The organism is Chitinophaga oryzae (assembly GCF_012516375.2).
GTDB classification, from domain to species: Bacteria; Bacteroidota; Bacteroidia; order Chitinophagales; family Chitinophagaceae; genus Chitinophaga; species Chitinophaga oryzae.
Genome location: NZ_CP051204.2, coordinates 6628316 through 6649045 on the forward strand (window position 1 = coordinate 6628316; position 20730 = coordinate 6649045).

Genomic DNA, 20730 nt, shown 5'->3' on the forward strand with positions numbered 1-20730 from the left:
CTGACCTCTTTTGTTATAAGCTGAAACCGCCGTCGCTACGGAGGATGGTGCCGGTAGTATTGCTGTTGCGCATTAAAAACAACACCGCCTCTGCTATGTCTGTGGCCGCAGCCACTTTTCCGGTTGGCAGCTGGGTGGCATAAGCCTTGAATGTGTCCGCCTTTGCATCTGCCGGCAGGAAGTTCCACCATGGCGTGTCTACAACGCCAGGAGAAACAGCGTTGATCCGTAAGGGTTGCAGTTCCTTCGCCAGGCCGGGGACCATAGCTTCGAGGCTGCCGTTGATAGCCGCCAGCCCGGCGGTACCGGGACTTTTGGCGACGGCGCTGATGGCGGTGATCAGTGTTATGCTGCCACCGGAGCGCATATAGGGCAATGCAGCCTGTAAGGTTTGTAGCTGCGGCCAGAACTTACCTTCAAAACCGGCGCGCAGGTCATCGAGGGAGAGGTCTTTGAACATACCGGCGCCTTTAGCGCCGCTCAGGGCGATGACCAAATGATCGATATTACCTTGTGCAGCGAAAAAGTGGTCCAGCGCAGGCCGGTCGTTACCATCCAGTGCGGCGGTACCCGCCACCGGTACCGATTGAGCAGCCTCCTGCAGGCGTTCGGCCGAACGGCCGGTAATAGTGACATGAGCGTTTTCTGCGGTGAGTAAAGCAGCTGTAGCCAATCCGATGCCGGACGAACCACCGGCAATGACTATACGGGAATTTTCAAATGAAGCCATAAATGCGTTTCTTTTATGCTGTAAAATTGGCGCATAAAAGGCGGGGAGTTGTTAACCCGATACTGCATTAAATTAACCGGATACTGCATTTTTCCGGAAAGCCAGCGGCGTAACGCCCGTCTTCTCTTTAAAGAAACGGTTAAAGCCCGCAGGGTCGCTGAACTGCAGCTGATCCGAGATACCAGCGATGGTGGTATCGGTGTAACGCAGGGCCGCTTTGGCCTCCCGCACCAGCATATCTGCAATGGCTTCAGAGGCGGTGTGACCGGTATGCTCGCGGATGGCCCTGTTCAGATGGTTGGGCGTTACGCCAAGCATGGCTGCGTAGTCTGCCACTTTTCTTTTGGTGAGAAAATGTTCGCTGACCAGTTTCTTATAACGCGGCACCAGCCAGGCGGGCTTATCGTTCTTCTCTGCCAGATCGAAGCCCTGCCGCAGATAGGCGCGCTTCAGCTCCAGCAGCATCAGATACAGGTACATACGTATCGCTTTATCATGGCCGGGCTGGTGCCTTTGCAGTTCTGCATTCATCCGTTGTGCGAAGTCCACTGTAATGTCCAGTTCGGCAGGCGTCAACTGCATAAACGGCACGCCGGCAAAAGCGAAGAAGGGAAACTCTTCGGGAATACGGTCGGGGGCAATTATATCTTCCAGAAAACCGGGCTCAAACAGCAGATAATAACCAAATGCATCATCGCTCAGGCCCCGCTTACTAAAGATCTGTCCCGGGAAAGTAAAGCTGATGGTGCCAATGCCGTGTGTAAAATCTTCCAGCCCCAGTTGTATTTCCGTGATGCCGCGCACAGAGATGCTGATGCGGTAATAATCCGATTTCAGCGGTCCCATCTGTGCGCGCACCCCTTCACTGGAATACAGTTCAAAACCTTTTATCCGTGCGGCAGCAGCAAGATTATTGTATCCAAACGCAGAAGCATCGCCGGGCAGGCGGTGCAGCTGCCGGGAAGCTTCCAGTCCGTATTGCGGAATTTCCTTGTGAGATGAACGGGCAGGCATGTTGCTGTTTATTTATACAATGACCGGATGATATTATCTATGGGCTCCTCTTTATTCCGGGCGGCCAGCATCTTTTCCCGCTGCTTCACCAGGCGGTCGAAACCTTCTTCCACGTCTGCCAGCGCCGCCTTTCCGTACCGTTCTGCGAGCATGTCGTCAATTTTACGCTGTTTGCCTTCTGCCAGCAGCGGGCGGGTGCGGCTATGCACCTGCCCCATAATGCGGATGAGCGCCTGCTTGTCTTCTTCTTCCACATCGTGGTACAGGATGTAGGAGACTTTGAACAGGCTGCTGCCGATTTTGCGCAGCAGGGTATTGCCTTTGTCGGTGATGCTGATCAGCTTCGCCCGCTTATCGGCCGGGTCATTCTTCTCCGTGATCAGCGCCTTCTTTTTCATCCTGTTCAGAATGTCGATACCGGTGGATTGCTCCATCATACAGAGACTGATAATATCCGTTTTCCTTGCTTCTTTTTTGTATTTGATGATGTTGAGCAGGTAAAACCACTCCAGTTCGATGTCCGGCCATTCTTTCATCATGATTTTAGCGTAGATGGTGTGCATACCGCTCATTCTGCCGACCAGTTCGGAGATGAGGCCGTCCATGTCCGGCGGCGGTTCAGTGGTCTTCTCCTTCTTCTTTTTTGCCTGCTTCCGCATATAATGTGCGCAAAAGTCCGCCACCGCAGGCTTGTCAGCCTGACCGGCATATGCTTCCCATGCTGTGATCAGTTCCACTAAAGGCGTCATCTTTAGAAAGATTTTATTAAAAAAGTACGTATTTTAAAATAAAACGATTTCGTTATAATTAAAAACGATTTCGTTGTTTTTATCGGAATTTTGTGCTTTCTTTGTAAAGATAAAGAACGGAACCGTAATAAATAGTTTATGCAGGCACCACTTGAACAACTGATGACCGACAGCCAGGCGGAGCCGGCACGGGCCAGCCAGGCGCTTGGCGATCTGGCGGCATTGCTGGAGCGGCATGCTTTGAACAGGTATGAAGATCCCGCCGGCGCGGAGCAGCTGGTCCACCGGCCCGATCTGGCAGCCCTCCGGCTGGAACCGGCAGAGATGACCGCGCTCAAACATTTTCTGTTTTTTATGCTGATGAATTATCCCGACAGGGCTGCCGCGGTGGCACATTGTCTGAAGAAATGTTACGATCCGGCACTGGCTACCGGTCTGTGTCAGGCGATCGCCGTTTACTGGCAACAGGACGACGACGCTACTGTAGCGCTGACCGACGCCATCACTTATTCACAGGGCTACGATCAGTTCAGCGACACGGTGCTCAGCTGGTTCAAAAAACTGGCGACGGAAGGGCTGCCGGAGACCCGCAGGAACATGACGCAAAAATTCGCTTATTACCGTAAATTCTACGATGCACAACTTTAGTATTCTCGCGGTGGTCATCAGCCTGGCAGAGTTGCCGGCGCTGCTCCTGGCCGATTTATTAACGGAAACGGCACAACTGCTGCAGGAGCTGCTGTCAGCCTTCACGCCGCTGCCGGAAAAGTAAAGACGAAAAATACAACGGGCCCGTTGTAACCGTTTCATCATCTTGAAAGCCCTGTAAAACAGTGCTCTTCCATCTCCCTACAATAAATACCGGAACAAGGATGCTCCGTTTAACGGCGAGGTGGCCCACGGCAGGCACATTACTGCCAGGCGGCCAGCAGGCAGAGTACACACAGCACTATACACAACGGTGTGAAATAACGCATGTCCCTGCGGCCAAAGGGCGTTGTTTTTACCTTGCGGAAGAGGCCCACGTATTTAAAGTCGCCGATCGCCCGCAACGCAAAGACAGCGGCGACACCACGGGTAGTCCACATGATCAGGCGACGGCTTACCCATGCATCAAAAGCGCCGGTATTACCGATCGCCGCCAACGCAAAAAACAGCAACCCCAACGCTACGATAAAAGTGCCGCCCGCACCGGGCGTTAACATAAGTTCTCCGGCGGCATTGACCGGCAGGGCCTCACCCATACCCCGGCGGCCGCCGAAAGCCCAGTAAAAATGTATAGCGGAAAGAACAACCAGGATAGTGGCCGCCACCACAGCAGGTAGTAACATACGACAAGATTATACCACAAATGTAGGTACTGCCGGCACACGCCCGCCTGATAATTATCAGGATATTTTATTTTGTCAGCAGGTAATGCACCAGACCATAACAGAGGCTCATACCGATCAGGTAAACTACGTTTAGCCGGTAGCGTATCAGCAGGAAGAGCGACAACAGCATCCAGCCCAAAGCCGGATAATCCAGGTTCGCAAGGGCTACCCCGCCGGGAAACAACACATCCTTTCCCAGGAAAATGGTGAGGTTCAGGATAACACCGGTCACCGCGGCGGTGACAAAGCCCAGCACTCCGGCGATCGACTTATTCTCCTGCGTTTTCCCGATCAGCGGCGCACCGGCGAAAATAAACAGGAAGCAGGGCAGAAAAGTATAAAACGTGGTAGTGAGCAGTCCGAGAGTACCCATCCACAACGACCCGCCAAAATGATTATAACCGGCCATAAAGCCCACATAAGAGAGCACGATGATCAGCGGCCCCGGCGTCGTCTCCGCCAACGCAAAACCGTCGATCATCTGCATATTGCTCAACCAGTTGAGCTTGCCCACGCTAAACTGCGCCACATACGGCAATACCGTATAAGACCCGCCCACCGTCACCAACGCCGTCTGCGTGAAAAACAGCACCATGCCTTTCCAGAAGCGGAAATCTTCCGCCAGCAGGAAAAACAGGGCAAAAGGCAATACCCACAACAACAGGGCGACGCCTATCTGTTTACCCAGCTGTAGCAACACATTACCGGCCGCCGGCGTTTTCGTATATTTGTTGAGGTAATACCCCTGCTCTTCCGCCGCCATCGCCTCTTCGTGATGTATATCCCGCTCTACCAGCGAAGGCCACAGATACCGCAGCAGCAGCGCCATTCCGATAGTGCCAGCGATGATTGCCAGCAGGGACAGGTTGAACCAGAATATGCACACAAAAGCCACCGCAGCCAGCACATAATGCAACGGCGTATGCAGCGCTTTCTGTCCCACCCTGATCATCGCCAGGATAATAATAGCCACCACCGCCGGCTTCAACCCGTTGAACATCGCATATATCCAGGGCACATTCCCATACAATACATACATCATACTTAAACCCAACAGGATAAACATAGACGGCAGCACAAACAGGATACCCGCAGCCAGCCCGCCTTTTTTGCCATGCAACTGCCAGCCCACATAAGTGGCCAGCTGCTGCGCCTCCGGACCGGGTAATATCATACAATGATTAAGGGCATGCAGAAAGCGGCTGTTACTGATCCACTTCTTGCGGTCTACCAGGTATTCATGCATAATCGCAATATGGCCCGCCGTACCGCCAAAACTGATCCATCCCAGTTTAAACCAGAACTTCAGCGCCTCCCTGAAAGAAGGCCGCTGCTGATGATTGTTCACATTCATATCTCTTGCATCGTTTTTCAAAACCGTACCCCAAAAAACACCCTGCACCTGCTGTTGAAACAGATGGCTTAAAAAACAACTATATATTATCAGATTATATTGAAAATCATGCTGTTACAGACTGCCACACATGGCTTTTTGAGAAGCCGTAAAGATACAAAATACCCACCCCTTATGCAACCTTCAATCCCCCTTTTTTCGTTAATTTGCGGCCACAAATTCAACATTGTCATTTAAATTAACCCTCATGGATAAACGCCTGGAGACGATTGTCAGTGATATCACCACCGCAGTAAGCCAATTGCTGCAAAAAATGGACGAAAAAACAGATTCCGCCAATATTGTACGCCGTACTACCTTACAGGCAGGCGTACACGATTATGTCCGCTTTTTCTACTACAACGGACAAGTGCATTGTTTTATGGATGGCATGGGCGAAGACCGCCCGGACGTGGAGTATGAAGGCACCCACTTCCCCGATGCCCCGCTCACCAAAGCAGACATCGATCAAATGCTGCCACTGCTGCAGGAAAAGCTGAAGGAGCTGTACAGCTCCTACGACGATAAGCCGGTACTGGATTACGAATTCGAGGTAGATGGCAAATTCAGGATCGACGGCAAGTTCTATAAACTGCCGGTGCTGCACACCACCAGCGAGGCTAAAAAAACAAAGCTGCTGCAGGCCATCGATCAGTATCTCGCTAAAAAAATCAACGAAGGGCAATATCCCACCAAAGAGCTGGAAACATTTTTCCTTGCCAAACACCTGATCAACCCCGCCTTGTACCCGGAGACAGACGTGCCCGCCGTGATCGCCGTCTTCGAAAAGATCCGGACGCTCAATAAACACAGTAAAGATAAACTGCAACAACATCAGCATCATATCACCTACGCCCTGCGGACATGGGCCGAAGAAAAGTTCCTGCCGGCGTATTACAACATACACAAGCCTTCCTGGGGACTGCCGGAATTTACTTTAAAAAACGGCGACGAAAGGCCCGCTCCACCGGAACAGCTGCTGGACCTGCTGATATACGCGGGCGTGACCATCATCCGCTTCGAGCCCAACTACAGCCGCAGTACCGGCGTAGGCTTCATCGAAAAAGCAAAAGAACTGGGCAGCACCAAAGCCACACAGATACTGAAGACCGGCAGCGGCACCTTCAGTACTGCTGACAGCCAATACAAAGATCCAGACGTAACCTGTACGGCCAACGACGTCTTTGCCACTTTCGACATCAGCTTTAAGAATGAAACGGAAGCTGCCTACGGTAAAGCGCTGGACTTCATCTGCAACCTGCTGGAAAAAGATTTTCCGCCCAGCTACGAGATCAAATGCAAATCCAAAACTAAAAACCTGCTTCCCGTTAAAGGACTTGGGAAATCCGGCACACAACGGTTCTTCGCCAATGCGCTGCAATACCCCGCCCTGTACCCGCAGCTGCAAAAATATGCACAGCTGGCTATCCGCCAGGAGTACGAATGGTACAACGACGTGGAAGCGGAACAATGCGCACGGCCAGGCACCTACGCCGTATTCGGGCTGGCATTGGCGGACGCGCAGTATTTTCCGCTGTTGCAACAATACCTCGACAAAGTAGACGATGAACACCAGTCTGTACAGAACCATTTCCTGGTACAGTTTATACAGCAACACGGCATTAACGCCGGTACGATTCCCTCCATCGTGGACATACTGCGATGCGCACAGGATATCAAACCCATTAAAGAATTAAAAGCACTGGAAACAGCGGAGAATATGGAACTGCTGAAAAACTATGTCAGATCGCTGAAGCTCGAATCTTATGAAGTAGAGCATCTGGCGTGGTTCATCTGGAAAGGAAAGAAAAAACTGGAACTGTAATGTCACGCAAAGGCGCAAAGCAGCAAAGAGCGCAAAGATTATATAAGCGAGCAGAGAAAGCAAAGGAGCGAAGACCAATTCGATTTGATCTTCGCTCCTTTGCTTTCTTTCTTATTTCTTTCTTTGCGCTCTTTGCTGCTTTGCGCCTTTGCGTGACATTTATCAATGCCCCCCAAGCGCGCGGTACAGGGCAATCACCGCCTGCCATTGCTGCAGCTGATCGTTGATGCTTCCTATCTGTGCGCTCAATAAATTTTGTTCCGACGTTAGTACATCGGTATAGTTGGTGCTGGAGCTGTAACGCAGCAGTTCTTTTGTAAAGTCCACCGCTTTCTCCAGTGATGCCAGTTGCTTTTCCCTGCTTTCTTTTTTCTCTCCGGCAGATGTCAGCGAGTAAAGTGCGTCTGACACTTCCTTTCCGGCTGTCAGCATGGTTTTGCTGAAGTTGTACAGCGCTTCCTGTTGTTTGGCCTGTGCAGTGGCCAGCCGCGCTTTATTGAGGCCGCGGTTGAAGATGGGCTGTGTCAGTCCGCCTACCACGTTGCCAAACAGGCCGGCGTCGGTGAACCATTTGCTGAGGTCAAAGCTGGTAAAACCTCCTGCTGCGGTGATATTGAGGGAAGGATAAAAAGCCGTGCGGGCGATATTGGTATTTTCAAAAGCATTACGGAAAGCGTGTTCCGCTGCCTTTACATCCGGGCGGTACTGCAGCAGTTGCGCCGGTACACCGGCAGCAATGTCCTGCGGCAATTGTTGTGTAGCCATGCTGCCACGGGCAATGGGTCCCGGAGGCAGCGCCAGCAGGATAGAGAGGGCGTTTTCGGTTTCACGGATCTGCCGCTTCACATCCGGGATGGCCACGGCAGCGGCGTATTGGTTCGCCTCACTCTGCACTACGGCTGCGCCGTTCACTACGCCGGAGGCTTTCAGCTCTTTCATGCTGTTCACATCTTCTCCCCTGTTGGCCAGTGTCTGTTGCAGTACCAGCAGTTGCTGGTCCAGCGCCAGCAGCGAATAGTACGCCGCAGCGATATCTGCCACGAGGCTGCTCTGCACTGCCTGTTGCGCCGCGACGGAGCCCAGCAGGGCCGCCTGCGCCGCTCTTTTGCCGCTGCGCAGCTTACCCCAGATATCCGCTTCCCAGCTCGCCGTCCCATTTACGTCGTACTGTGTAGCGCTGGTGATAAGGCCATATCCCTGCGGGAAGGCCAGCCGGCTCTGTTTCACAGAGGCGTTGGCGTTAACATCGGGCAGGAAGGCCAGCTTGCTCTGTTTCAGCGCAGCCTGCGCGGCTACGATGCGTTGCATCGCTATCCGCAGGTCCAGGTTTTCACGGATACCGCGGGCTATCAGCTGTTGTAAGGCGGTATCGGTAAAAAATGTCTGCCAGGGCCGTGCCGCTATGGTATTGGTGTCACTGTTTTGCTGGTCGCGGTACAAACCGTTGACGTCCGTCTCCGGTGATTTATAAGGCTGTGTGATCCGGCAGGCGGCTGCCAGCGTTACCAGCGCCAGCAGCCATATATATTTTTTATGTGTCATTGTTGCTTTTTTGATTCAGGAAAATTAAACGGCCAGTTCTTCCGGCTCCTCTTCGTGTTCTTCTACTTTTTTGACAGCAGCGCCGCTTATGCGTTCCTGCAAAGCCTGGAACATCACGAAGAGCGCCGGGATCACAAACACGCCGAATACGGTACCCACCAGCATCCCTCCTACGGCGGCGGTACCGATGGAGCGGTTACTCAGCGCACCTACGCCGGAAGCCAGCATCAGCGGCATCAGGCCGAAGATGAAAGCGAAGGAAGTCATGAGGATAGGCCGTAGACGGGCCGCAGCGCCGGAAATAGCGGCACGCACCAGGCTCAGGCCACTTCTGCGCCGCTGGATGGAGAACTCCACGATCAGGATCGCATTTTTGGCTAACAGGCCGATCAGCATGATGAGACTGATCTGCAGGAAGATATTGTTATCCAGGCCGGCGAGACGGGCAAAGATGAAAGCGCCGGCCAGCCCGATGGGTAATGACAGCAGTACTGCCAGCGGGAGGATATAACTTCTGTACTGGGCGCTCAGCAGGAAATACACGAACAACAGGCACAGTACGAAGATGAGCAATGTCTGGCTGCCGCTGGATATTTCCTCCCTGGTGAGCGCGCTGAAATCGAAGTCTGTTCCTCTTGGCAGCGTGCTGGCAGCCACCTCGCGGAATGCCCTGATGGCGTCGCCGGAGCTGTAACCGGGATTGGGCGCTCCGGTCACGGCGGCGGAAGTGTAGAGGTTGAAGCGGTTGATAAACTCAGGACCGCTGGTTTTACGTAATGTCAGGAAAGCCGACACCGGCGCCATCTCCCCTTTGTTGTTGCGGACAAAAATTTTGTTGAGGTCCGCCTCTTCTGTACGGTAACGGGGATTGGTCTGCAGCATCACCTTGTACTGTTTACCGAAACGGTTGAAGTCAGAAGCGTAGATACCACCGAGATACCCCTGCAACGTACGCAGCAGTCCGCCTACGTCCACGCCGGCTTCTTTACAGTGCGCCACATCCACCTGTACTTCATATTGCGGCAGGTTGGTGTTAAACGGCGTAGCAGCGTACATGATCTCCGGCCGTTTGTTGAGCGCTTCCATGAATTTGTTCACCGTACCGCCGAAGTCTTTGTAACTGCCGCCGGTTTTATCGAGCAGCTGCATTTCGAAGCCGCTGCTGTTACCAAAGCCCTGGAGGGTGGGCGCGGCGAAGAAGATGATCTGTGCGCCCCTGATACCGGCTGTTTGCGCAAACAGTTTGCCCACAAGGCTGTTGATGTCCTGACCGGGTTTGGTCCTTTCCTTCCATGGTTTGAGGGCGATGAACATAGCGCCGTATGATCCGCCGAAACCGCTGATGAGGTTCATCCCTGAAAGGCGGGAAGTGACTGCCACTTCCGGCATAGACCGTGCGATGCTGTCCACCTGGTCGGCGATCCTGGTGGTTTGTTCCAGCGTAGATGCCGGTGGCAGAATAATATCGCCGTAGATGGCGCCGGAATCCTCATTCGGCACAAAGCCGGTGGGCGTGGTCCTCAAAAGGAACACGAGGATGCCCGCGAATACGGCGATAGCTCCCAGCGCCAGCCACTTGCGTGCGATCAGTATTTTTACGATACGTATATACCTGTCCGTTACCACCGTAAAACCGGCGTTGAAAGCCGTGTAAAAACGTTGCAGCAGACTTTTTTTAACGTGATGGTCTTTTCCGTGCGGTTTGAGCAGTATGGCGCAGAGCGCGGGGCTGAGGGTGAGCGCGTTCACCGCGGAGATGAGGATGGCCACTGCCAGCGTAAGCCCGAACTGCTTGTAGAACACGCCGGCCGAACCGGTGATAAACGTTACCGGTACAAACACCGCCGACATGATGAGGGTGATGGATACGATCGCGGTGCTGATTTCACTCATGGCATGCATAGTGGCTTTCCGCGCCGAACGGGCGCCCTGGTCCAGTTTGGCATGTACCGCTTCCACCACCACGATGGCGTCGTCCACCACAATACCGATGGCCAGCACGAGGGCGAACAGTGTGAGCAGGTTCAGCGTAAAGCCGAATATTTTGAGGAAGAAGAAAGTCCCGATAATCGCTACCGGCACCGCAATGGCCGGTATCAGCGTAGAGCGGAAATCCTGCAGGAAGATAAACACCACGATGAACACGAGGATAAACGCTTCAAAGATGGTCTGTATCAGTTTGGAGATAGAGGCGTCGAGGAAATCGTTCGCGTTGATGAAGACCGCCAGCTTCACCCCGGGCGGGAAATTCGCCTTTGCCTTTTCAAACACCTTTTCTATCTGTATAATCACCTCGTGTGCATTGGAGCCCGCGGTCTGGCTCACAGCGCCACCGGACGAGGGATGCCCCTGCGCGGTGAGGTCGGTGGTGTAGTTGAAAGCGCCCAGCTCCACGTCTGCCACGTCTTTGAGGCGGAGCAGCTGCCCGTCGGCCGTGGCGCGGACCACGATATTTTCAAATTGTTCCGGTTGCTCAAGGCGACCGGTATATTTCAGTACGTACTGGAATGTCTTTTTACTGTTCTCTCCCAGTTTACCGGGCGCCGCTTCGATGTTCTGTTCTGCGAGAGCGGCGATCACATCGTCGGGCACCAGGCCGTAGGAGGCCATCACATCGGGCCGGAGCCAGATGCGCATGGAGTAAGCCTGGTCGCTCCATACCTGTACATCGCCCACGCCGGAGATCCTTTTCAGTTCAGGGATGATATTGATGCGGAGATAGTTGTCGAGGAAATTCTCGTCGTATGATTTGTTTTCGCTGTACAGCAGGAAACCGTACACTTCACTGTTCAGCTTTTTAGTGGTGGTGATACCTGTTTTAATGACTTCTGCCGGCATAAGACCGGTGGCTTTGGCCACCCTGTTCTGCACGTTGACGGCGGCCAGGTCGGGGTCGGTGCCTTGTTTGAAGTTGACCGTGATCACCGCGGAGCCGTCGTTGCTCGCTTTGGAGGTCATATAAGTCATATGTTCCACGCCGTTGATCTGTTCTTCCAGCGGGATGATCACACTTTTCATCACCACGTCGGCATTGGCGCCCTGGTAGTTGGCCGTCACTTCCACGGTGGGCGGCGCTATTTCAGGATATTGTGAAATGGGCAGGGACATGAGGCCCAGCACGCCCAGTATCACGATGATGATGGAGATAACGGTAGACAGTACCGGGTTATCGATAAATTTCTTGAGCATACAATTGTTTTTAAAAGGCAAAGCAGTAGCTACAGGTACCGGCGTATAGCCGGTACCGTGACATTTAAACCACGGTCGTTTAGTTATTGGGCGGCCGTAGTGCCGGACTTCAGTCCGGGGTCTACAGCGGTTTTCGCCGGGCCAGCGGCGGCCACCGGTGCGGCGGAGGCGACAGGTTTTATCTTCGTTCCTTCTTTCAGGGAGCCGATGCCGTCGGCAACAATTTTATCGCCGGCCTGCAGGCCGTTGCTGACGATATACACGTCGCCGGAGGAGCGGTCGCTCACCGTGATTTCGCGGGAGTGGGCAGCGCCGGCGGAGTCGATGGTGTAAACGAATTTTTTGCCCTGCAGTTCATATGTTGCTTTGGCTGGTACGATGAGCGCGTTGCTGACCGGCTGCACGATACGGATGGTAGCGCTGCTGCCGCTGCGGATAAGGCCGGCTTTGTTGGGGAATACCGCCCGCATGCTGATGGCGCCGGTGCCGTTATTGATAAGGCCTCCGGTTGTTTCCACTTTTCCTTTCTCCGTGTATTCGTTGCCATTAGCCAGTACCAGTTGTACCGGCGGCAGTTGTTTCAGTTTAGCGTCCAATGGGATATTGGCGTCTGTACCGGCGAGGTCCAGCAGTTGTTTTTCCGTGAAGGAAAAATAGACGTGTACGTTGGCGATGTCTGCGAGGACCGTCAGTGGTTGGGCGCTGGCGGGCGCCACGAGGCTGCCGATTTTATAGGGCAGGGTGCCGATCACGCCGTCTGCCGGGCTGTAGATGGTAGTATAGCCGAGGTTGACGCGGGCGTTCTGCAGGCTGGCTTTTGCCTGTGCCAGTTCCGCCTCGCGGGCCTGGAGAGCCAGTTCCGCCGCTTCCAGTTCATAGTTGCTGACGATTTCTTTTTTCACCAGCGGCGTTACTTTGCGTACCTGCATGCGGGCGGTATTGACTGCCGCCTCGGCGCTTTTGATGGCTGCCTGGGCGGTGAGCACTTCCTGTTCGTATTGGGGAGCGTTTATTTTAAAGAGGAGCTGGCCTTTTTTAACGGTGGCGCCTTCGTCTACCAGTATCCCGGCCACGTAGCCGTCTACTTTAGGCCGTATTTCGATGTTCTGCTGACCGCGTACTGTCGCGGGGTAGTCCATATAGAGGGTCGTTTCCGATGTTTTCAGCGTCAGCACGGGATAAGGCTGCGGTTCATTGCTGTAACCGGCCTCTTTATGGCCGCCGCAGGCTGTCAATAAAGAAAGCAGTGCCAGGGCTGCGGTTTGGAACGATAAATTTGTTTGCATTGTTACATGGTTTTATGTGATACCGGCGCATGAAAGCATGGCAATGCCATTCCGCGGCAGTGGGCTGCAGCAGCAATTGCTTGCCAATCTTGTATGGGCACGGGAGTGAAGGCTGGACGCCAGCGCCTCGTCAGTACAGGAGCGCATTTCCGGCCGTTGAATTGTTTATCTGATGCAAAAATAGTAAATTTGCGAATAAACCAAATAAACACTTTGTTTATTATGAATAATATTTTGCAGGAGAACGAGAGAGCATTGTGGATATTGAAGACGAGAGGGCCTCAGCCCCTGTCGGTCGTAGCGGAAGCCCTTAACATAACGGTGGAGGGTGCACGTTTTCAGCTGCTGAAGCTGAGCAGCGAGGGATTGGTGGAGGCCACCAATGTCGCAAAAGGACGTGGCAGGCCGCAACAGATATGGGCGCTCACCCAGAAGGGCAACTCCCGTTTTCCGGATTCGCATGCGGAGCTGACGGTGCGCCTGATCAACACTATCCGGGAAACACTGGGGGATGAAGCGTTGCAGGCGGTCATCGAAAGCAGCAAAAAAGTGGGACTGGACAAGTATCTGCAGGCGACAAGCCGGGAAACAACGCTGGAAGGCAAGATCAGCAGGCTGGCAGAAACCAGGGACGCGGAAGGGTACATGGCTACCTGGGAAAAAGACGAAGAAGGATATATGTTAATAGAGAACCATTGCCCTATCTGCGTGGCAGCCGAGGTTTGTCAGAATTTCTGTTCCGCCGAGCTGGAGACATTCCGGAAAGTGATCGGTGAAGGAGCGGAAGTAGAGCGTGTGGACCACCTGCTGGCGGGCGCCAGGAGATGTGCGTACCGCATCTGCCCCAAAGGTTAACAATGACAATATTGAAGGCTGGTATTGATTTTTAACTTATCTTGGCCGCATAGCAGCTTATGCCACGATGCTCCCGGCCAATAACATACAGGAATTGCAGCGCCGTATCAGCTTACATGACGACGAATCAGCCTATAAAGAGCTGTTCCTGCATTTCTATGAACCGCTGGTACAATTCGCCGGGTCGTTTGTCCGCTCTGCACAGATTGCCGAAGAAGTAGTGTCCGATGTGTTTATTAATATATGGCAGGGACGCCGCCGCCTCACGGAAGTCAACAATCTGCGGGTATATCTCTACGTGAGCACCAAAAACGTGGCCCTTAAATACCTGATGCAGCAACAGAAAAAAAATGCGCTTTCCCTCGACGCCCTGGAGCTGGACATGGAGAGCCCACACTACAACCCTGAAGAACAGCTGATCAGCGCCGAGCTGCTGGCCAAATTTGAGCAGGCCGTCAGCGATCTTCCTCCCCGCTGCAAAATTATTTTCAAACTGATCAAAGAAGACGGTCTCCGCTACAAAGAAATTGCGGAAATCCTCGATATCTCCGTCAAAACCATTGACAATCAACTCGCCATCGCCCTTGCGCGCATAGCCCGTGCTATCAATACCTCCCTGAAAAAGCCCCAACGGTTACAGCCTTAAATTTTTTTTATTTCCTTTTGGTAGATTTTGTGAAAAAAGAGATCCTGTAAGGAGAGCATCTTATTTCACGTTATGAACACGAGACGTATATGGGAACTGACGGCCCGGAAATTGGCCAATGAAGCTACTGCGGAAGAACTGCAGGAGCTGTTGGCGCTGCTACGTGACCATCCCGACGCAGAAATGCCGGCCGGGCTGGTGGATGAGCTGTGGCAAAAGACTACGGCCGCCGCCAGTGAGGAAACCGCCATTGCTGCGCACGACCGGCACATCGGCCGGATGCAGGCCATGGGCATTCCTATCGGGCAGGCAACACCTGTTACCTACGGGGTGAAACCCGGAACTGTGGCCCTGCGGCCCCGCCGCCGCTATCTGTGGGCCGCCGCTGTTTCCACCGGCCTGTTGCTCTGTATGGGCGCCTGGTGGTGGACCTCCGCTAAAAAAAACAACGACGCTATCGCCAGCGAAGTAACTACGCGCAACGGATCCCGCACCAGCATACAGCTGGCGGACGGAACACGGGTATGGCTAAACGCCGGAAGCAAACTCTCCTATAGTAAAGATTTTGGTAAAAATGACCGGAGCGTAACGCTCTCCGGGGAAGCTTTTTTTGATGTAGCCAAACAAGCAGACCGTCCGTTTGTTATTCATACGGAAACAATGGACATCAGGGTATTGGGAACCCGCTTCAACGTACGGTCCTATCCGCAGGATAAAACCACCGAAGCCTCACTGATTACCGGTAGCATAGAAGCCATTGTAAAGCACAACGCCACCCGGATCATTCTTAAACCCAGCGAAAAAATCGTGGTGTTGAACCAATTGCCCAAGGTAGTCCCGGCAACCAGGACTATGGCTGCGAAAGAAGAAAATCCGGTCACGCTCAGCCATGTTTCCTATTACGCAGCGCAAACCACTGCTATTACGGAAACTTCCTGGATGGACAACAAACTGGTGTTTAAAGATGAATCCTTTGCAACGCTGGCCCGGGAGATGGAACGGTTTTTCGGGGTAAAGGTGCGGTTCGACAATCCGCAACCGGAAACGCTTCGTTTTACCGGCATCTTCGAACAGGAAACTGTGCAGCAGGCGCTCAACGCATTACAACTGACCGCCGCATTCCGGTATGAGATACAAAATGACACCATCATTATCCACTGAATAATATGACAACGTTATGAACACACACTTGTTAAACAGTTCCTGAACACCACCAAAACAAAAACGGGAAATGCGCTAACATTTCCCGCCAAAGATGCAGTCTTGTCCGGAAACTTGCCAGCACGCTAAGCCGCAAGCTTCCATCACTTTCACCTCTAGATTTAAAAGTATGAAAATATCGCTAGAATTTAGGGACAGGTATACCTATGCCCTGAAAAAAGCACTTGTTATTATGAAACTCACCACGTTGTTATTGCTGGCGTGTTTTCTCCAGGTATCCGCCGCTGTTAAAGGGCAGGCTACCATCACCCTCAAGCTGAAGAAAGCGGAGATCGCACAGGTCCTGAGCAGTATTGAACAGCAGGGTAACTACCGCTTTCTGTACAATAACGCCCTGACCGAAATCAGAAGAAAAGTCAATGTAGACGTCACCAACTCGGGGCTGGACGCCGTGATGAACACGCTGTTCGCCGGCACGTCGCTGCGGTACAAACTGGTGGAAAACAACCTCGTGGTGATCATGTCCCAGGAGGTGAAAGTTACCGGTAAAGTCACCAGCAAAAAAGACGGATCCCCTATTCCCGGCGCTACCATCGCTATAAAAGGCACCTCAAAGGGCGCCGTGACCGGCCCGGACGGTTCCTATAGCCTCACCGCTCCCGACAATGCCACGCTGGTCGTGAGCTTTATCGGCTTCACCTCCCAGGAGGTGCCGGTCAACAACCGCCAGCAGATCGACATTGCACTGGAAGAATCGGTTAGCCAGATGCAACAGGTAGTGGTAGTAGGTTATGGTGTACAACGTAAAGTAGACATTACCGGTTCCATCTCCCAGGTAAAAGGCGAAGAAATCAGCAAACAACCGGTCACCAACGCGATGAGCGGCCTGCAAGGCAAAGTAGCCGGTGTACAGATTGTGAACGATGGTAAACCCGGCGGCGCCCCTACCATTAAAATCCGTGGTACCGGCACCGTATACGGTTCCCCCAGCCCGTTATATGTAGTAGACGGAGTGTGGTATGATGATATCTCTTTCCTTAACCCGGGCGATATCGAAAACATGAGCATCCTGAAAGACGCTTCCAGCGAAGCGATCTACGGTATGCGCGCTGCCAACGGCGTGGTGCTCATCACCACCAAAAAAGGCCGCTCCGGTAAAGCCAGCATCAACTATACCGGTTACGTAGGTATGCAGCGGGCCACCAATAAAGTAAAAATGGCTAATGGCAATGAATACGCCACCATTATCAATGAACTGAGCGCTATCAACAACAACGCGCTGCGGCTGGACCCCAACGCCTACGGCGCAGGTACGGATTGGTTTAAGCAGGAAATGCGCAATGCTTTTACCACCAACCATCAGTTATCTATCAACGGCGGCACCGAAAAATCTACCTATAACTTTTCACTGGGTTATATGAAACAGGACGGTCTGATCAAAACCAACGACTTCTCCCGTATCACCGCCCGGCTGCAAAATGACTTCCAGGTATTTGAACCGTTGAAAATCGGATATACCGTAACAGCAGCGGCCTATAACACGCATGACATTCCGGACGACTACTTCCTGCAGCTGTATACTTCCGCACCGGTAGTATCCGTATTCAATCCGGACGGCTCCTACGGCGACCCGGACAAGCTAAACCTCGGTACAGGTGCCGGTAAAAACCCGCAGGCAACGCTGGATTTTTATGATCAGAAAACCCAACGCCGTGTGATTACCGGTAGTGTGTACGCAGATCTCCGCTTCGCCAAACACTTTGTCCTCCATAGCAGCCTCGGTGGCGAGTACGGAGATAGTATTATCCGTAACTATACGCCACAGTATCAGGCCACTACCAACCAGTTCAATAAAGTCAGCAGGCTGACCCGCACCACCGCTAACAGGCAAAACTGGATCGTGGAAAATACCCTCACATATGATAATAAATTTGGGGACCATAGCCTGAAAGTACTGTTAGGGCAAGCTGCACAGCAACGTCGTTTTTACAAACTGATCGCCAGCGCCGACAACGTGCCCAACAACAATGAAGGTACACGGTATCTGCGCCTCGGTAATATCGACGGCCGGTCTGTGACTGATGAAGGAGCCCTGATCAATATTGCTTCCTACTTCGGCCGTGTGAACTACGCTTACAAAGATAAATACCTGCTTACCGCCTCTATCCGTGCTGATGGCGCTTCTCAGTTCTCAGCAGGAGATCAGTGGGGTTACTTCCCTTCTGTAGGATTGGGCTGGGTACTGAGTGAAGAACCTTTTATCAAAAACACCGGCATTTTTGATAACCTGAAACTGCGCGGCAGCTGGGGCAGAGTGGGTAACGCCTCCGTACCGCCCTCCATCTCGCAGCTTAGGATTACGCAGGATCCCTTCATGACGGCTATTTTTGGTGGCATCGTCAACACCGGGGCCAGCGTGAATACATTGGTTCCTCCAGTCCTTAACTGGGAGAAATCAGAAGGTATCGATGCGGGCATTGAAGCCAGCGTGTTAAAAAACAGGTTATATGTAGAAGCCGGTTTCTATAACAAGAAAACCCTGTCCTCCATCTTCCTGGTGCCCATTCTGATGTCCCTTGGTACCCAGGACTCCAAGATGCTGGCCAATCAGGCCACGTTCAGGAACCAGGGCTGGGAATTTGCAGCCAACTGGAAAGACGAGACAGCCGGCGGCTTCGGCTACGCCATCGGTGGTAACTTTAGCATCAACAACAATAAAGTCAGCGAAGTGAATACCGGCGCAACTCCGATATACGACGGTGGTGGCGCCTCCACCGGTGGTGCGCTGCTCACCCGTACCATCGTAGGTCAACCGATCGGACAGTATTACGGTTACGTGGTAGAAGGAGTCTTCCAAAACACTACAGAAGTAGCTGCTTCTGCTCAGAAAAGTGCGAAGCCCGGTGATTTCAGGTATCGCGATGTCAACAACGATGGCAAGATTGATGCGTTGGACCGGGTACCCATCGGTAATCCCAATCCCAAATTCACCTATGGTTTCAATACCAGCTTCAACTATAAAAACTTTGATCTGGCACTGGAATTCCAGGGCGTAGCCGGTGTGGATGTTTACAATGCTAACATGGCACTGCGTTTCGGCAACGAAAACTTCACCAAGGAGTTCTTTGACAACCGCTGGCATGGCGAAGGCACCTCCAACACCTATCCTTCTGCAAACGTGGGCGGCGGCCAGAACTATCTGCCTAATACCTTCTTTGTGGAAAGCGGCTCTTATTTCCGTGTCCGGAATATACAGCTGGGTTACACCATGCCGAAGACCATCGCTAACCGCTGGGGGATGCAGAACCTGCGCTTCTTTGCCAGTGCACAAAATGCATTCAACTTCTTCAAGTACCGTGGTTTCTCACCGGAAATCGGCGGCACACCAACCAATCAGGGTATCGACAAAGCCGTTTATCCCTTGTATGCCACCTACAATTTCGGTGTAAATGTGACCTTCTAATTTAAATGATGACGACCATGAAAAGAAATCACCCACTACATATAAAACGTATCACCGGCTACGCCCTGCCGGTATTGCTGGCCCTTACTGCCGGCTGCGGAAAGAGCTTTCTGAATGTAGACCCGCAAGGTCAGCAACCTGCACAGGAATTCTGGACGTCTGAAGGCGACGCCACCAAAGCCGTGAACGCTATGTATGCCAACCTGCACGAATGGCGGCAGGTAGGCTTTGCCGCACTCGCTGTAGAAGACCTTGGCTCTGAAGAAACCGAAAAAGGCAGTGATCCCAACGATGCCAGCTTCCTGAGCGACTTCGATTATTTCAGGGTCACCGCATCCGACGGCCAGGTGGCCGACTTCTGGAGAGGACAATACCAGGAAATCAATTTCTGTAATCAGGTACTGGACAATGTCCCCAACATCAAAATGGATGATGCCCTGAAAAACCGCTACCTCGCGGAAGCCAAGTTTATCCGCGCATACGCTTATTTCCGGCTGGTGCGGGCCTACGGCGATGTGCCACTCCGCCTGCATGTACCTAAAGGTCCGGAGGAATACAACATTCCCCGCGCGCCTAAAGCGGAAGTATGGGCCGCCATCGAAAAAGACCTGACAGAAGCTGCTGCCGTACTGCCTCCCGGCTATGATGCTGCCAACGCAGGACGCGCCACCAAAGGCGCCGCACTGGCCTTACACGCTAAAGTGGCCATGTACCAGAAGAAATGGCAGGATGTGCTCACCTTCACCAACCAGGTGGCCGGCCTGGGTTACAGCCTGTTCCCGGACTATCACAAATTGTTCCGCGTAGCCAATGAAAACTCCGTGGAATCCGTCTTCGAAATACAGTGTATGACCATTGTCGGCAACAAAGACGCCTCCAACTCCCAGTACTCTCAGATACAGGGCGTGAAGAGCCAGCCCGGTGGCGGCTGGGGCTTCAACACCCCTACACAGGCGCTGGTGGATGCTTATGAGCCTGGAGATCCCCGTAAAAACTCCACGATCCTCTTCAGAGGCACTAAAACCATTGAAGGCGATAGTATTAAATACGCTGGTGTAAACCGCCGTTTTAATTATAAATCCTACGTGCCCTTCACCCAGTGGGTACCCGGCTACAACGAAGGCGCCGATCAGAACGTACGCGTAATCCGTTATGCCGAAGTACTGCTCATGAACGCCGAAGCAGCCAACGAACTGGGCAACAGCGGTCAGGCACGGACCTCTCTCAACGCCGTAAGGGCCCGCGCCCGCGGTGGCAACAACGGCGTTCTGCCTGATGTGACCACCGCCGATCAGGCACAGCTCCGCCAGGCCATTTACCACGAAAGACAGATAGAACTGGCCATGGAACGCGATCGTTTCTTCGACGTTATCCGCCAGGGAAGAGGCGCACAGGTGTTCGGACCGATGGGCTTCAAGGCAGGTAAAAATGAACTGATGCCGATCCCCCAAACCGAGATCGACCTCAGTGACAACAAACTGACCCAGAACCCGGGTTACTAAAC

16 protein-coding genes are annotated in these 20730 nt (G+C 53.0%); 8 read left to right on the forward strand and 8 right to left on the reverse strand.

Translation table 11 applies throughout. The annotated features are described in order from the left end of the window. Nucleotides 1-13: 13 nt before the first annotated feature. The 3 genes from HF324_RS25965 to HF324_RS25975 form a co-directional block, all read right to left on the reverse strand. Complete coding sequence (locus HF324_RS25965; RefSeq protein ID WP_168805780.1) at nucleotides 14-730, reverse strand: SDR family oxidoreductase; 717 nt, start codon at nucleotides 728-730, stop codon at nucleotides 14-16. A 72-nt stretch (nucleotides 731-802) separates the two neighbouring features. Beyond that, complete coding sequence (locus HF324_RS25970; RefSeq protein WP_168861198.1) at nucleotides 803-1744, reverse strand: helix-turn-helix domain-containing protein; 942 nt, start codon at nucleotides 1742-1744, stop codon at nucleotides 803-805. An 8-nt stretch (nucleotides 1745-1752) separates the two neighbouring features. Further along, the gene (locus tag HF324_RS25975) at nucleotides 1753-2493 is read right to left on the reverse strand and encodes a MarR family winged helix-turn-helix transcriptional regulator (protein ID WP_168861199.1); all 741 of its coding nucleotides are present in this window, start codon (nucleotides 2491-2493) and stop codon (nucleotides 1753-1755) included. Nucleotides 2494-2631: 138 nt separating this feature from the next. On the opposite strand from HF324_RS25975, the gene HF324_RS25980 reads away from it, so the two are divergent. After that, nucleotides 2632-3141: a hypothetical protein gene (locus HF324_RS25980; RefSeq protein ID WP_168805786.1), complete on the forward strand. Its 510-nt coding sequence runs from the start codon at nucleotides 2632-2634 to the stop codon at nucleotides 3139-3141. Beyond that, nucleotides 3128-3265 (forward strand): hypothetical protein, encoded by a 138-nt coding sequence (locus HF324_RS25985; protein WP_168861200.1) that lies wholly within the window; start codon nucleotides 3128-3130, stop codon nucleotides 3263-3265. Before HF324_RS25980 ends, HF324_RS25985 begins: the two co-directional genes overlap by 14 nt. Before the next feature lie 139 nt (nucleotides 3266-3404). Here HF324_RS25985 and HF324_RS25990 read toward each other — a convergent pair whose 3' ends face one another. After that, complete coding sequence (locus HF324_RS25990) at nucleotides 3405-3824, reverse strand: DUF3995 domain-containing protein (RefSeq protein ID WP_168805790.1); 420 nt, start codon at nucleotides 3822-3824, stop codon at nucleotides 3405-3407. A 67-nt stretch (nucleotides 3825-3891) separates the two neighbouring features. Next, the gene (chrA, locus tag HF324_RS25995) at nucleotides 3892-5220 is read right to left on the reverse strand and encodes a chromate efflux transporter (protein WP_168805792.1); all 1329 of its coding nucleotides are present in this window, start codon (nucleotides 5218-5220) and stop codon (nucleotides 3892-3894) included. Nucleotides 5221-5467: 247 nt separating this feature from the next. Here chrA and HF324_RS26000 point away from each other — a divergent pair, with 247 nt between their 5' ends. Beyond that, the gene (locus HF324_RS26000; protein WP_168861201.1) at nucleotides 5468-7084 is read left to right on the forward strand and encodes a DUF6138 family protein; all 1617 of its coding nucleotides are present in this window, start codon (nucleotides 5468-5470) and stop codon (nucleotides 7082-7084) included. A gap of 162 nt (nucleotides 7085-7246) precedes the next feature. Here the strand turns inward: HF324_RS26000 and HF324_RS26005 are convergent, their stop codons facing one another. From HF324_RS26005 to HF324_RS26015, 3 genes are all read right to left on the reverse strand, one after another. Continuing rightward, nucleotides 7247-8626 carry an efflux transporter outer membrane subunit gene (locus tag HF324_RS26005; RefSeq protein WP_168861202.1) on the reverse strand — a complete coding sequence of 460 codons (1380 nt, stop codon included), beginning with the start codon at nucleotides 8624-8626 and terminating at the stop codon, nucleotides 7247-7249. 24 nt (nucleotides 8627-8650) lie between these two features. After that, complete coding sequence (locus tag HF324_RS26010) at nucleotides 8651-11815, reverse strand: efflux RND transporter permease subunit (RefSeq protein WP_168805797.1); 3165 nt, start codon at nucleotides 11813-11815, stop codon at nucleotides 8651-8653. Between the two features lie 83 nt (nucleotides 11816-11898). Continuing rightward, nucleotides 11899-13101: an efflux RND transporter periplasmic adaptor subunit gene (locus HF324_RS26015; protein WP_168861203.1), complete on the reverse strand. Its 1203-nt coding sequence runs from the start codon at nucleotides 13099-13101 to the stop codon at nucleotides 11899-11901. 222 nt (nucleotides 13102-13323) lie between these two features. Between HF324_RS26015 and HF324_RS26020 the strand changes: the two genes are divergently transcribed. The 5 genes from HF324_RS26020 (at nucleotide 13324) to HF324_RS26040 (ending at nucleotide 20728) form a co-directional block, all read left to right on the forward strand. Next, a complete protein-coding gene (locus tag HF324_RS26020) occupies nucleotides 13324-13956 on the forward strand; it encodes a helix-turn-helix transcriptional regulator (protein WP_168861204.1) in 633 nt (210 codons plus the stop codon). Between the two features lie 94 nt (nucleotides 13957-14050). Beyond that, nucleotides 14051-14602: an RNA polymerase sigma factor gene (locus HF324_RS26025; RefSeq protein ID WP_246269288.1), complete on the forward strand. Its 552-nt coding sequence runs from the start codon at nucleotides 14051-14053 to the stop codon at nucleotides 14600-14602. A 72-nt stretch (nucleotides 14603-14674) separates the two neighbouring features. Next, entirely contained in the window at nucleotides 14675-15763 is a 1089-nt protein-coding gene (locus HF324_RS26030; RefSeq protein ID WP_168805805.1) for a FecR family protein, read from the forward strand. Nucleotides 15764-15995: 232 nt separating this feature from the next. Continuing rightward, nucleotides 15996-19226, forward strand: a complete 3231-nt coding sequence (locus HF324_RS26035; RefSeq protein ID WP_193114967.1) for a TonB-dependent receptor — start codon at nucleotides 15996-15998, stop codon at nucleotides 19224-19226. Between the two features lie 17 nt (nucleotides 19227-19243). Next, nucleotides 19244-20728 (forward strand): RagB/SusD family nutrient uptake outer membrane protein, encoded by a 1485-nt coding sequence (locus tag HF324_RS26040; protein WP_220100625.1) that lies wholly within the window; start codon nucleotides 19244-19246, stop codon nucleotides 20726-20728. The last annotated feature ends 2 nt before the right edge of the window (nucleotides 20729-20730 follow it).

Bases quoted from the DNA above. Each gene is read 5' to 3' on its own strand.
- HF324_RS25985 (WP_168861200.1), top strand. From the start codon at position 3,128: ATGCACAACTTTAGTATTCTCGCGGTGGTCATCAGCCTGGCAGAGTTG.
- HF324_RS26015 (WP_168861203.1), bottom strand. From the start codon at position 13,101: ATGCAAACAAATTTATCGTTCCAAACCGCAGCCCTGGCACTGCTTTCT.
- HF324_RS25980 (WP_168805786.1), top strand. From the start codon at position 2,632: ATGCAGGCACCACTTGAACAACTGATGACCGACAGCCAGGCGGAGCCG.
- HF324_RS26040 (WP_220100625.1), top strand. From the start codon at position 19,244: ATGAAAAGAAATCACCCACTACATATAAAACGTATCACCGGCTACGCC.
- HF324_RS26035 (WP_193114967.1), top strand. From the start codon at position 15,996: ATGAAACTCACCACGTTGTTATTGCTGGCGTGTTTTCTCCAGGTATCC.
- HF324_RS26030 (WP_168805805.1), top strand. From the start codon at position 14,675: ATGAACACGAGACGTATATGGGAACTGACGGCCCGGAAATTGGCCAAT.
- HF324_RS25990 (WP_168805790.1), bottom strand. From the start codon at position 3,824: ATGTTACTACCTGCTGTGGTGGCGGCCACTATCCTGGTTGTTCTTTCC.
- HF324_RS25970 (WP_168861198.1), bottom strand. From the start codon at position 1,744: ATGCCTGCCCGTTCATCTCACAAGGAAATTCCGCAATACGGACTGGAA.
- HF324_RS26020 (WP_168861204.1), top strand. From the start codon at position 13,324: ATGAATAATATTTTGCAGGAGAACGAGAGAGCATTGTGGATATTGAAG.
- HF324_RS25965 (WP_168805780.1), bottom strand. From the start codon at position 730: ATGGCTTCATTTGAAAATTCCCGTATAGTCATTGCCGGTGGTTCGTCC.
- HF324_RS26005 (WP_168861202.1), bottom strand. From the start codon at position 8,626: ATGACACATAAAAAATATATATGGCTGCTGGCGCTGGTAACGCTGGCA.
- chrA (WP_168805792.1), bottom strand. From the start codon at position 5,220: ATGAATGTGAACAATCATCAGCAGCGGCCTTCTTTCAGGGAGGCGCTG.
- HF324_RS26000 (WP_168861201.1), top strand. From the start codon at position 5,468: ATGGATAAACGCCTGGAGACGATTGTCAGTGATATCACCACCGCAGTA.
- HF324_RS25975 (WP_168861199.1), bottom strand. From the start codon at position 2,493: ATGACGCCTTTAGTGGAACTGATCACAGCATGGGAAGCATATGCCGGT.
- HF324_RS26010 (WP_168805797.1), bottom strand. From the start codon at position 11,815: ATGCTCAAGAAATTTATCGATAACCCGGTACTGTCTACCGTTATCTCC.